This is a genomic window from Pseudoalteromonas sp. BMB (assembly GCF_001709235.1).
GTDB classification, from domain to species: Bacteria; Pseudomonadota; Gammaproteobacteria; order Enterobacterales; family Alteromonadaceae; genus Pseudoalteromonas; species Pseudoalteromonas maricaloris.
Genome location: NZ_MBQA01000067.1, coordinates 309,419 through 322,838 on the forward strand (window position 1 = coordinate 309,419; position 13,420 = coordinate 322,838).

Genomic DNA, 13,420 nt, shown 5'->3' on the forward strand with positions numbered 1-13,420 from the left:
CGTGAGGCAAATTGTACTCTCAAAGTAGCTTACATATAAGACTAATTCCTAAAATTAGCAGTAGTCCATTCATCACCAGCAAAAATTGCTTTTTAGGTAAGCGTTTCGCAAGGTGCACACCGAGTCTATTACCTAGCAACGCTAAAGGTGTAAAACAAATAGCAAGCAGCACATGTTGCCACTGTAACAACCCAGTTGCAGAGAAGGTCGCCAACTTAATCACATTCATTAGCGCAAATAGTACCGCAACCGTCGCGATATAAGCCGTTGGCTCCAATTTTCGAACGTTAAAATACACCATGAGTGGTGGGCCGCCTGCATGAATTAAGGTCGTGGAGATACCAGCTGCGGTAGAGGTGCTAGCGGCCAGTAACCTTAAGTGCCCAACACTTTCAGGTGTATTTTTAATCAGTAAGCTTTTAAGCGCAAATATTATGCTCATCGCTGCAATCACAACCGTCAGCCAAAACTCACTGACGCCTTGAAGAAAAAGCGTTGCTAAGGCTATCCCGACGAGTGTGCCTGGCAATAACCGCTTTAATTCCGACACATTCCATAAGCGCCAATAGCTCTTCAGGCTAAAAACATCCGCGACGATAAGTAGCGGAAGCATCAACGCAATGGCATCCCTTGGGTTCAACACCATCATCAAAATTGGAACAGAAAACGCCCCTAACGCGCCTGCAAAGCCAGACTTTGAAATACCACTTAGCAGAACGACAAGGGCAATTACTGCAAGTTGTATTGGTTCTGTCATTCGTCAATTCCTTTAATTTTAGGCGCTGAATTTAATACTTAAGTAATAAAAACCACAGCGCTTCAACATCTGTTACTGCCGTAACCTGCATGTTGTCACCAGCAATTAGGCCGATACCATCTCCTTGCTGAAATGCCTCACCATCAAGCGTCACTTCGCCGCTAACAATGTGCAAATAGGCTTTTTGCGCGTGCGCATTCAGCTCAATCTGTTGACCTTGATGTAGCTGCAAGCGGTGTATTTCAGCTTCTGCATTGATACTCAGAGTACCCTGTGCGCCTGTAGGCGTAACGATGGGCGTAAGTGCACTACTTTGTTTAATTTGAATTTGTTCATAACTCGGCGTTATGCCTTTAAGCTTTGGCTCTATCCAAATTTGTAAAAAATGTGCAGGCGCTGTCTTTGAAGCATTATATTCTGAATGAAGAATGCCACTGCCTGCGCTCATTCTCTGAACTTCACCTGCCGCCACAGTAAACTGATTACCCATACTATCTTGGTGTGCTAATTCACCGTCAATGACATAGGAAATAATTTCCATATCTCGGTGACCATGAGTATCAAAGCCATGACCACCAAGTACTGTGTCATCATTGATCACCCTAAGATTACTAAATCCCATGTGGGCGGGGTCATAATATCGACCAAATGAGAAACTATGTTGGCTTTGCAACCAGCCAAAATCTGCTTTACCTCTATCTTGTGCTTTTCGAATATATCGCATGTTTCGCTCCAAACGCATGTTGATGGCCCTAGTCTATTGCCTGTTTGAAACGAATAAAATTTGATAATTTAACATCAATCATTCTATTCAATAGAATCTTCTAGCTGCATGCACTGATATCTTAACTCACCAATAAAAGCGCGCGCGGCGGGCCCAAGCCTGTCACCATCTTTAAAAATAAGATGAAGCTGCGCCTTACGCTGACTATGTTGTGATAGTGGTAATGGTTTCAAGATGCCAGAGTTTAGTTGCGTTTTGATAGCCGGAATAGGTAACCAAGCAAATCCTAAGCCTTGCGCTATCATATCTATCGAGGTTGTCATATGGCTCACTGTCCAACGTTGATGCGCCCCCAACCAACCTTCATCTTTTTTACGTGAGATTGCAGAGTCTCTCACTACGATTTGGCGATGGGATTTTAAGTCTTCGAATGTAAGCGCGCGACCAAATTGATGTAATGCGTGATTGGGATTTGCCACTGCAACAAACTCGATTTGGCACAACTCTTCACTGAACCCGTCTTGTAAAGTAACCGGAGAAATGGCGATATCTACGTCGGTATTTTGCAAAAGTTCAGATGCACCAGTCAATACTGACTCAACCAACTCGACACGCAATAGAGGGTATTGCGCAGATGTATTTTCTAGTACCTTGTAGAGTACCTGCTGTGGGAAAATTTCATCGACCGCTATGCGCAGTTGACTCTCAACTCCCTCGCCCAGCGTCTGCCCTACCGCTTCCACTTTCGCCGCTTCTTCCAAGAGATAATTGGCACGGCGCAGCATCATTTCACCCGCTTCGGTTAACAGGGTTCTTCGCCCTTCGACTCTAAAAAGCTTAACACCAAGTCCTTCCTCAATTTTATGGACCGCAGTGTGGATACTTGACTGGCTTTTATGTACTTCTTTGGCAGCTTGATTAAAACCACCATATTCAACAACGGCTCTAAACATTCGCCACTGCTCTAGTGTTACTCTCAACATACTGATTTAACCTAATATTTATACGTTATTGTTCAATGGCTGGTGGTTTATCTTCACAATTTTCACCATGACAGGTATTAAGATCTTCTTGCGCTTTTTCGTCCGCCTGAAGTACCTGTTTGAGGTCAGCCATACGCTGACGGATCGCAATACCATAGCTTTCATCGTCTCCCCACACATCAGCAAGCATGTGCATAGATTCAACATCGTGTTTAGTAAATAGGTAGCCCGCTCGTGCAACATCTTCTTCACTATGGCCCAATAACTTAAGCGCCTGCTCACCTAGCTTCACAGCAGAGACAAAAGTTTCTCGCTCAAACGCAGTGACACCCAATTTTATCAGTTGGTAGGCATGGCGACGGTCGGTCGCACGAACTACAAGTTTTAGATCAGGAAAGTGTTGCTGCGCTAACCTGACGATTTCGAGGGTTTTATCTGGTTCATCAATCGCTACGACCAGCATTTGCGCTTCGTGAGCCCCTGCGGCTTCGAGCAAATCTAATCGTGCACCATCGCCATAAAATACTTGATTGCCAAAGCGACGGAGTAATTCAATTTGGCTTGGGCTGTGATCCAAGATCGATAAATGATAACCCTGCGCATGAAGCAAGCGCCCTATCACTTGGCCAAAACGCCCGTAGCCTACCACAATAACGTTTTGTGTCGCTTCCATCGTCTCTAAGCTATCTTGTTCTTGAGTAGTATTGGCTTGACGTTCAACTATTTTGTCGTAAAGAATAAAAATAAGGGGCGAACCGAGCATAGATACCGCAACAACCAGTGTGACTAATGCCACTTGATCTGGAGTTAAGATTGCTAAACTGCCAGTAACAGAAAGTAGTACAAACGCGAACTCTCCGCCTTGACACAGGGCTGCAGTAAATAACCATGTCGCTCGCTTATGCAGTGAAAATGCCGTTGCCAACAAATATAAAATAACTGCCTTTAACCCCATTAATAACACCACTGACGCTAAAATAAATAACCATTTTTGCGCCAATAAGGAAAAGTCGATTGATGCGCCTACTGTCATGAAAAAGAGGCCAAGTAGTAACCCTTTGAACGGTTCAATATCGGCTTCTAATTCATGGCGAAATTCACTTTCCGCGAGAACAACACCCGCGAGAAATGTTCCAAGCGCTGGGGATAAACCGATGCTTTGCATCAATAACGCGGTTGCGATAACGATAAATAGCGCCACCACGGTAAATAGCTCGCGCATTCGAGTGCTGGCAATATACCTAAATAACGGCGCGGCGACATAATGCCCAGCAGCGATAATAGCCAAAATGACAAAAACAGAGATAATCACTTGGAGATAAGTCGGAAAAGCGTGTAACAAATTGCCGTGACCATCACTCACAGCCAAATCACTAAATGCTAACAACGGCATAATCGCGAGAATGGGGATCACAGCTATATCTTGAAATAACAACACTGAAAACGCATTTTGACCGCCAGATTGTTTAATCAAGCCTTTTTCATTTAAGGTTTGCAGTGCAATGGCGGTAGAAGACAGTGCCAACATTAACGCGATGGCTAATGATTGCTGCCACAAAAAGCCAAGCGCTAAATCAATCGCGAAATAGAGTACAGCCGTTGTGATAACCACTTGTAAGCCACCGAGACCAACTATAGAGCGGCGCATCGTCCAGAGCCTTTTGGGTTGTAACTCTAGCCCAACTAAGAATAGCATCATCACTACGCCAAACTCGGCAAAATGCATGACGTCAGTTTGCTCTCCCACAAGATGAAGAAGATGAGGACCAATTAGGATCCCTGCCAATAAATATCCAAGCACAGAGCCAAGCCCTAGCCGTTTAGCGATTGGCACCGCCAATATCGCAGCAGCCAAATAGATAGTCGCGAGCAGTAACATAAAAAAGACACCTGTTGTTGTTATCGTCTTTATTATGTTCAGGGTAAGTGCATTTATCCAGTCTTCGTTCTAAAAAACAAAATATAAATGACTAAAATCCAGCAATTAATCTTGTAAATCCGAATATATTGTAGGATGGCAGATCTGCATCAAAATACTTGGATCTGGCACCGCTGCAAAGCCGAATTTTTCATATAGAGTATGCGCATCAAAAGTTGCCAGCATAAAGCGCCTTAAGCCTTGTAGCTCTGGATATTCAACCACGGCTTGAACAATCGCTTTGCCTACCCCTTTACCTCTGGCACTTTCCTCAACTATCACGTCGGCAAGATAGGCAAAGGTGGCATAGTCAGTTATCACGCGACAAAAACCCTGAAACTCACCTTCATCGTCCAAATACATGAAGCTCAGGCTATTTTGAATGGCCTTTTCCAGCAATACTTTAGGCATTTGTTTTGCCCAATAAGAATTAGAGATCAGCGCATGGATAGTATCAAGATGGCGTAAAATTAGAGGAGTATCAGTGGTTATCATTATTGTCCCAGTTAACGGCAAGAATAGAGCTAAAAATTAAGCGATTTTTAGCAAGAAGCAAAGTGAAATTTTCACAGTCATAAATCTTTCATTATTGCGTCACCCTTCCGTCAATAAAGCGGCGTAATCTCCTTTTACGAAGACTCCCCTTGATTGATTTAGAGTTGTTGGCAGTGTTGACTCAGTTAACACTGCTTTTTTTTGCTTGATACCAAAACATAAAAACGGCGCTCTAAGCGCCGTAATTAACCAAACTTTTGAATAGCTAACCTAAATTTATCTGATAGGTTGGTGGTTGGTTAAGTTTATTACCCAGTCTGGATAACCCTTTCCACCATGCAAATCCAAACAACAACATCGCTATAATCCAAAGCGAAGCACTCGTTGGCGAGGTGCTTAACTGACTAGCTTGGTAAACTAAAGTCGCCATAATATAAGCAATTGAGGTCGTCCAGCCAATAACAAGCCACATCCACTTACCGCCAGATTCACGTTTAATTGCACCTAATACCGCTACACAAGGTGTGTAAAGTAAGATAAAGACAAGATAACTAAATGCACCGATTTGACCATTAAATTTCGCGGCCATTGCAGTAAGTAGCGCAGTGCCACTTTCAGCGCCTGACTCTAATTCGTTAAGTCCTAATGGATCACCAAGGTTTGCGATAAGGTTTTTACTATTGTCTACTATGGTCATCAACGCTTCTTTTAACGAAGCCAACAATGAAAACTCTCCACCTTCTTCTTCGGCACCGGTATAAAGCGCATCTAAAGTACCGACGATGGCTTCTTTGGCAAACATACCAGTCACAACACCAACCGTAGCAGGCCAGTTTTCCTCTTTTAACCCAATTGGCTCAAAGATTGGCGTAACCACTTGTGCAGCCTTCGCCAAAAGTGACTTATCTGTATTCTCATTGCCAAACGAACCGTCGGTACCAATCGAGTTTAATGCACTGAGTAAAATAACTACCATAACAATTGTTTTGCCAGCACGTTTGATAAAGCCGCTCAGACGCTGCCAAGTGGTAATGAATATATTGCGCCAAATTGGCATATGATACGCTGGCATCTCGGTAAATGAGGGTAATTTTTGCGTTTTGAATACTTGCTTTCTAAATAAAAAGCCAGAACCTACCGCAACCAATATGCCAAGCAAATACAGACCAAAAACAACATTGGCTCCGTTCGTTGGAAAGAACGCCGCTGCAAATAACGCATATACCGTCAAACGTGCACCGCAGGACATAAATGGCGCCATAATAATCGTCAGTAATCTATCTGACTCTCGACCCATCGTTCTTGACGCCATAACCGCAGGCACATTACAGCCGAATCCAACGATCAAAGGGACAAAAGCATTGCCCGGTAGACCAATGGATGACATCAAACGGTCAATAACGAACGCGGCCCGAGAAAGATAACCACTATCTTCCAAAATGGATAAGCACAGATATAGCACCGCAATAACAGGGATGAAGGTCGCCACTAATTGAATACCCGCACCAAAACCATCAGCCAATAACACACCCAGCCATTGAGGTGCGCCAATATCTGCTAGCAAGATTTTTACACCATCGATAAGTAAGGCGCCCACGGCGATGTCAAAAAAGTCGATAAATACAGCACCAACATTAACCGCAATGGTAAACATTAAATACATCATGGCTAAGAAAATAGGTACACCAAGCCAGCGGTTGAGCACGATTTTATCAAGCGTTTCTGTCGTATCTGCACGTTTTGGCGTAATGATACTTACGCCATCAGCCAATTTTTTCACTGCTTGGTGACGGGCAACCGCTTTTTCAAGGGGGTCGCTGCTGGCGCTTTCGGTGTTTGCCGTCACAGGTGCTTTTGGAAAACGCGTGATCTGTGCGAGTTGTTCCAACAACGCTTCTTGCCCTGTACCTTTAGCACCGTGGAATGGCACTACAGGTAACCCTAACTGTTCAGAGAGTCTTTTTAAATCTAACGTTCTCCCACGCTGTGTTGCAACATCAACCATATTTGCAACAACGAGAATAGGCTTGCCTAATTCTTTCAGCTGAGAAGTTAATACTAGATTTCGCTGTAAGTTAGCGGCATCTACGATGTTAATGATGACATCGGCTTCATTTTGCTTTAGGAAGTCACACGCGATTTGCTCATCTTGGCTTGGCTCAATTTGTTCCATGCTATAGAGCCCGGGCAAATCTACCAATTCTACGTTTGTGTTTTCTAAAGCAAAATAGCCGAATTTTTTCTCGACTGTCACCCCTGGCCAATTCCCTACTTTTTGTTTAGAGCCGGTCAGGCGATTAAATAATGTGGTTTTCCCGCAGTTCGGGTTGCCCACTAACGCAATTTTCATACGTGAGCCCTTAATAACTTATAAAACTTCAATTTCAACGAACTGTGCGTCGGCCTTACGCACACTCACAAAGGTGTCACCAATTTTCACTTGCATCGGGCATCCAAGTGGGGCGACGTTAATGACTTCTATTTGCTCACCAGGAATAATTCCAAGTGCCATTATTCGACTCAGTAACGCAGTATCTGGATGGGTAAGAGAAGTGATGGTCGCTGCGCTATTTTTGGAAAGTTTATCTAATGTCATTGATTATGAGAACAATTTGCAATAAAAGTATGGCGCATCATACCTCATTGACTATTTTCTTTAAACTAGATTGCGACAATAATCTATTATTGCTTGTTATTTAAGGTGTTTACTAGTTAAGATGAGCTAAACCATTGCCATATGCCTGACTGTATTAAGGGGTCCTGCCAATGAGTAACGACAAAAAAAAATGGACGCTCAAAAGCATTGCGGCGGAATTAGGTGTGTCAAATGCAACTGTATCGAATGCTTTTAACAGACCAGATCAACTCTCTAAATCCAAACGAGAAGAAATTTTAAAAGCCTGTAAAGAATTGGGTTATTTTGGGCCTAACAAGGCAGCCCAATCGCTGCGTAAGGGCTCGTTTAACATTGTCGCGCTGGTACTACCCGATAGCGTTGAATATATGGTATCTGATCCCGTTGCAAGTAGCTTTATGCGAGGAGTTGCAAGCGTTTTAGAAGCTCAGCATATTAACCTACTCTTGTTCTCAGGCACAGCAGATAATGTCGGAGACATTGTCGATTTCGTCGACGGCTTAATTTGTTATGGCCGCCCGCGTAATCCCAAGTTAATTGAGCATCTTGCGAATGTTAGCAAACAGGTTGTGACGGTTGACTTTGATTTGCCCGCGCATGCCAGTATTAATATCGACAACCAACAAGCCGCCTTTGATGTAGCGAGTAAAGCACTAAACGACGATAGTGATGTTGCTATTTTTGGTTTGAGATTATTAGATACCGATTTGCTATGCCGCGTATACGAGCAGAGCCTAATAGACTTAGAGACTTCTATTGCGCATCAGCGCTATAGCGGATATCTCAAAGCCATTGAAGAGCGTGGGTTAACACTTGGTGAAGACAGAGTGTGGAATATTCCTGAAAGCAGCGAAAGGTTTGCAAATATCGCCGCAAAAGAACTACTTAACCTCTCACCAAGGCCTAATACCGTACTGTGTATGAGTGATTTAATTGCACTACCGCTGTTAAGAGAAGCCAAAAAACTTGGTGTAAAGATACCGCAGGATCTTAAAGTCGTTGGTTTTGATGGCATTGATGAAGCGCTACGCTTTAGCCCTAGCCTAACTACCATTCATCAAAATAGTGAAGAAAAAGGCCGAGAAGCAGCCAAACTCTTCTTAGATAAAAGCGATGATAAAGTTATGCTTGGCTATACCTTAAAAATGGGGCAGAGCTGTTAATTGCCCCCTATCAATTAGACGCGCCTGGGTAATCGGCAGGAAATGATCCCTGCCAACAACAACATCACACTTGATACCACTAAACAAGCCACCAAGCCATACTCCAAAAAGATCCAACCTGATAGCACGGTACCGAGTAATCGCCCGATAGCGTTCGCCATATAATAGAAGCCCACATCAAGTGACACTCCATCACTATCGGCCAAACTTACAATAAGATAGCTGTGAAGAGATGAATTGATAGCAAACACAAAACCAAAGAGCAAAAGTCCACCTACTAAGGCTAAGCTTGTCCAGAGCTGCGCTTGAAGTGAGATAGCAATCAACAGCGGAATAGCTGCCAAATACAACGCCCATCCGCTGACTTTACTTGGTGTTGATGCAAACGTATCACGACTAATAAATCTAGGAGTTGTTGATTGCACGATGCCATAACCGATGACCCAAGTAGCCATAAAGCCACCAACCCACCAATGATCCCAACCGAACTGCTGCGATAAAAAGACAGGAAGCGCAACCACAAACCAAACATCCCGTGCGGCAAATAAAAACAATCGCGCGGCAGATAGCATATTAATTGCTCGGCTTTTTGAAAATACATCGCTAAATTTGGGTTTGCTTTTAGCCTTGCCTAAATCGCTTTTTAAGCTGATAAGGCTAAACAACCACACTAATAGCAACATGATTGCCATCGACCACATCGCGCCGGTAAAGCCAAGTAAGGTAAGCAACAACCCGCCAAGAAAAAATCCGACGCCTTTTAGCGCATTCTTTGAGCCAGTAAGTATTGCCACCCACTTAAACAAGGTCCCTTCTTCACCCGATTTTACGATGGCCTTTATTGCACTTTTGGCACTCATTTTATTGAGATCTTTGGCAATACCTGAGAGCGCCTGTGCTGCCATAACATAAGGCACGGTAAGCCAGTGCGTTGGTACTACTAACATCAATAATGCTACTATTTGTATGCCTAACCCAATATTCATGGTGCGGTTTAAGCCAATGCGTGCGCCAAGCCATCCCCCAATTAAATTGGTGACAACACCAAAAATTTCATAGAAGAGAAATAGCATGGCAATTTCAAGCGGGTTATAGCCCAATTGATGAAAGTAAAGCACCACCAACATTCTGAGCGCACCATCCGTTAAGGTAAACGCCCAATAGTTGCCTGTCACAATGAGGTACTGCTTGATATCTTGAGGTATATTGCGCAGCTGCATGATATCTTATTCGCCTAACGACAATCCGACTTTACGTACTAATTCCGCGGTACGATTTGCATAGCCCCACTCGTTGTCATACCACACGTACAACTTAACCTGAGTACCATTAACTACCATTGTAGATAACGCATCGACGATACTAGAGCGAGGATCCGTTTTATAGTCAATAGAAACTAGTGGTCTTGATTCATAACCTAAAATTCCGTTAAGCTCAGTAGCAGCAGCTTGCGCCATCCAGTGGTTAATCTCTTCCACTGTGGTTGGCCGCTCGACCTCGAAAACGCAGTCTGTTAATGAAGCATTCGCCAATGGAACACGAACAGCGTGACCATTTAGCTTACCTTTTAATTCTGGAAAGATATGGGTAATAGCGGTCGCTGAACCCGTTGTTGTCGGAATTAAACTCATGCCACAGGCCCGCGCACGGCGTAGATCCTTATGTGGCGCATCCAAAATGGTTTGCGTGTTGGTGATATCATGAATAGTCGTCATCGAACCGTGCTTTATACCGATGTTTTGTTGCAGAACTTTTACCACGGGCGCTAAGCAATTCGTGGTACAAGAAGCGGCCGTAACGATTTGATGGGGCATGTCGTCGTATAGATGGTCATTCACTCCCATCACAATATTTAATACTCCTTCTTCTTTTACCGGTGCCGTAACAACCACACGCTTAACGCCTTGATCTAAATACTGTTGCAGTAAAGCTTTGGTTTTCATTTTGCCGGATGCTTCGATCACGACGTCGCATTGAGACCAGTCGGTTTGCGCAATCTCTTTGTTTTGAGTCACCGACAACACAGTTTCACCTATTTGGATCTGTTCATCTTGAAAAGACACACTGTGATGCCATTTACCATGAACAGAATCAAACTCTAGCAAGTGTGCTAGGGTTTCTGCATTGCCCGCAGGATCGTTAATTTGAACAAACTCGATTTCAGGCCAGTCAAAGCTAGCGCGAAGCGCCAAACGCCCCATTCGACCAAAACCATTGATCCCTACTTTAATCGTCATAAGAACTCCAAAATCTAATTATTAGTTACAGCAAGTTGCCATGCGTGTTGGCCGTTCGCCCATCGCATTTAGCCTCACTAACTCAGCTTTTATATAATCTGGTTGATGCATAACCGTGGCGTTTATCACCGCCTTCATCCATAGCGGTAGTGTTGGGTTTATAGAATAAAATACCCATTGTTTTTGCTTGCGATCACATAGAATTCCAGCCTTCTTCAGCTGCGCTAAATGCCGTGAAACCTTGGGTTGGCTATCTTGTTCAAGCGCAGCCATTAGCTCGCAAACACATAGCTCACCTTCCACCATCAACATGGCAAGCGTTTTTAAGCGGATCTCATCCGCTAGGGATTTATAAAATTGCAAGGGTGTAAGTAGCGTATGTTGTGGCTTACCTTCGCGTAGTAGGGAAATAACTTGTTCATTGATGTCGAACAAGGTTTGCTCATAAGCGTTATTGCAACTTCTCTCAGCTGGACTCGCAATATCCCACGCAAGGACATGTTCTCCTTGCAGTTTACTTTCGCATTCAGATCGCACTTCAGAGCATAAAGTTACCACCACATCAAAGTGTTCGTCCTTATACTCATTGAGGTGTTTACTGTACAGATTGTCCGTATTAATCCCTAAACGGCGTAGCATTGAAAGCGTAGTCGCATTCACAGTGCTTGGCTTAGTGCCTGCACTATAGGCATGAACATCCGAACCGCCATGAAAGTTAGCTAGCGCCTGTGCTAAAATTGACCGCGTTGAGTTTCCAGAACAAAGAAAAAGTATCTTCATCATCGCATAACAAATTAATTATATAATTCTATTGTTATATAGCTAGCCCGCTATGTCAATTACGCTTTGTTGGTATTTATCTATACATAGCAGCTCACCTAAGATTGCGAGCCGCTACCAAGGATAATCGATGTTGAGGTACTTAAAGCGAGCTTTCTACGCGCAACTTTGGCTCCTAGCTATGGTTAGGAAAGCAGCGATTGAATGTTATAGCTCTGCTCTGTGGCGTTTTCAGAAGTTTTAATCATGGCTTCATCTTTTGCGAGATCAACTCGCAACTCCGCTTTGGCATTATTGCCCTCCCAAGTTATAACCAGATTTGAGCCTTGGCATGTTAATGCAAAATTGCCATCAAATGCGCAGCAAGTATTACGCAGTTTAATTAGAGTTTGCAGACCCTTCACCACAGGTTTATCGAGTGCGGCTTCCACCATCGCGACATCCAAATAAGGGCGGTTGATATCGCGTCCAACATTACTTTTTTCTAGGAGCGCCATGTCATTTTCCATCGCCAATAGACCACCGTAATAAACTTGTGGTACTCCAGGGCAAAAGAACTGAATTGCTCTTGCTACCAAATAATAAAAATCATACTTCCCTAAGGCTTCATAATAACTGCAATTGACTTGATACAAGTCGACATTGCTCGCTGCAGCGCCGGTTGCCTTGCGACTTTGGCCTTTACTGTTGCTATGGATCTGCTCAACCAAAGCATCAATTTGATTGGCATCGAGTAACCCTGGTTTATCCCCTTCAGGCCCCGCGTCAATAATGCCGATTCCGTCATGAGTATCCAGCACGGTTAGACAATTACGTGGCGCAATGTCCAACCACTTGGCTAAAGCCGAGAAATCTTTATTGAATAAACTGTGTAAAATAAGCGGAGGGAGCGCAAAGTCATAAACACGGTCGACTTTGCTGGCAACCTCTACTTGAGTTTTGTAATAACTGTGAATTTCGGCAATGGTTTCCATACCAAGCTCATTGGCGCGCTTAGATAATTGATTGATAAAAGCAAAGGCCTCATCAGTCATAAAACAGCTGGTATTTGCGCGTTTGATTGCATATCCTGCGGCATCTAGTCGAATAATTTTCACTCCACTGTCTGCAAACAATGTTAAGACTTTTTCTAAATAAGCGCGCCCCGCTTCTGACTCAACATTAATATCAATTTGGTTATCAGTAAAAGTGGTCCAAAAATCCACAACTTCGCCACTCGCTAACGCCTTTTTAGAAAAGCAACTTCCCGGCCTCGGACGATAAATTGCTTGCGCTTGTGCTTGCGTAATGCCATTAGGAAAGACATCTTCTTCTTTTAAAAACATCGACCAAAACTGTGACTCTTGGCCATGAGCCAACACATCTGCAAATTCTGCTGACTCTCCTGATACATGGTTAACGATAAGATCTGCCATTACCTCACAGTGCTCGGCAATCAACTTAATATGTTGCCAATCACCCAATCGTTCGTCGACCTTGGCATGATCAATCGGGTCAAAACCTGCGTCACTACCATCAATTGGATAGTAAAAAGGCAAAATGTGGACACCACCAAATAGTCCAGCTAACGGGCCCGTTAGTAACGTATTTAATTGTCCAAGGCCGCCGCCAGACAGGCGATCAGCATACGTGATCAACTGAACTTGGTTTTTCATAATTTACTCATTAAAAAAGTTGAGACTTAATCGATTAAGCTATATCTTTAATCATGAACAAACAATAATCAAG

Annotated in this window: 12 protein-coding genes; 1 reads left to right on the forward strand and 11 read right to left on the reverse strand. The window is 43.6% G+C overall.

Features of this window, described 5'->3' with window-relative positions; all coding sequences use genetic code 11:
• Positions 1–19: 19 nt before the first annotated feature.
• The 7 genes from BB427_RS06335 to BB427_RS06365 all read right to left on the reverse strand — a co-directional run bounded on the left by BB427_RS06335 (position 20) and on the right by BB427_RS06365 (position 7,473).
• Positions 20–757, reverse strand: coding sequence for a sulfite exporter TauE/SafE family protein (locus tag BB427_RS06335; RefSeq protein WP_045990041.1), 738 nt, complete (start codon positions 755–757; stop codon positions 20–22).
• Between the two features lie 31 nt (positions 758–788).
• A complete protein-coding gene (locus BB427_RS06340) occupies positions 789–1,481 on the reverse strand; it encodes a pirin family protein (protein ID WP_069019357.1) in 693 nt (230 codons plus the stop codon).
• Positions 1,482–1,564: 83 nt separating this feature from the next.
• Positions 1,565–2,464, reverse strand: coding sequence for a LysR family transcriptional regulator (locus tag BB427_RS06345; RefSeq protein ID WP_069019360.1), 900 nt, complete (start codon positions 2,462–2,464; stop codon positions 1,565–1,567).
• Positions 2,465–2,489: 25 nt separating this feature from the next.
• On the reverse strand, positions 2,490–4,343 hold the full coding sequence (locus tag BB427_RS06350) for a monovalent cation:proton antiporter-2 (CPA2) family protein (protein ID WP_069019362.1): 1,854 nt from the start codon (positions 4,341–4,343) through the stop codon (positions 2,490–2,492).
• A 105-nt stretch (positions 4,344–4,448) separates the two neighbouring features.
• Entirely contained in the window at positions 4,449–4,877 is a 429-nt protein-coding gene (locus BB427_RS06355) for a GNAT family N-acetyltransferase (RefSeq protein ID WP_069019367.1), read from the reverse strand.
• Positions 4,878–5,142: 265 nt separating this feature from the next.
• A complete protein-coding gene (gene feoB, locus BB427_RS06360) occupies positions 5,143–7,227 on the reverse strand; it encodes a ferrous iron transport protein B (RefSeq protein WP_069019369.1) in 2,085 nt (694 codons plus the stop codon).
• 18 nt (positions 7,228–7,245) lie between these two features.
• Positions 7,246–7,473: a FeoA family protein gene (locus tag BB427_RS06365; protein WP_010605304.1), complete on the reverse strand. Its 228-nt coding sequence runs from the start codon at positions 7,471–7,473 to the stop codon at positions 7,246–7,248.
• 170 nt (positions 7,474–7,643) lie between these two features.
• On the opposite strand from BB427_RS06365, the gene BB427_RS06370 reads away from it, so the two are divergent.
• Positions 7,644–8,675 carry a LacI family DNA-binding transcriptional regulator gene (locus BB427_RS06370; RefSeq protein WP_069019372.1) on the forward strand — a complete coding sequence of 344 codons (1,032 nt, stop codon included), beginning with the start codon at positions 7,644–7,646 and terminating at the stop codon, positions 8,673–8,675.
• 14 nt (positions 8,676–8,689) lie between these two features.
• On the opposite strand, the gene arsJ is transcribed toward BB427_RS06370, so the two are convergent.
• From arsJ to gtfA, 4 genes are all read right to left on the reverse strand, one after another.
• Positions 8,690–9,895: an organoarsenical effux MFS transporter ArsJ gene (gene arsJ, locus BB427_RS06375; protein WP_069019403.1), complete on the reverse strand. Its 1,206-nt coding sequence runs from the start codon at positions 9,893–9,895 to the stop codon at positions 8,690–8,692.
• Positions 9,896–9,901: 6 nt separating this feature from the next.
• Entirely contained in the window at positions 9,902–10,912 is a 1,011-nt protein-coding gene (locus BB427_RS06380) for an ArsJ-associated glyceraldehyde-3-phosphate dehydrogenase (RefSeq protein ID WP_069019406.1), read from the reverse strand.
• Between the two features lie 21 nt (positions 10,913–10,933).
• Positions 10,934–11,695, reverse strand: a complete 762-nt coding sequence (locus tag BB427_RS06385; protein WP_254663590.1) for a metalloregulator ArsR/SmtB family transcription factor — start codon at positions 11,693–11,695, stop codon at positions 10,934–10,936.
• A 182-nt stretch (positions 11,696–11,877) separates the two neighbouring features.
• The gene (gtfA, locus tag BB427_RS06390) at positions 11,878–13,347 is read right to left on the reverse strand and encodes a sucrose phosphorylase (protein WP_069019441.1); all 1,470 of its coding nucleotides are present in this window, start codon (positions 13,345–13,347) and stop codon (positions 11,878–11,880) included.
• Positions 13,348–13,420 lie beyond the last annotated feature (73 nt).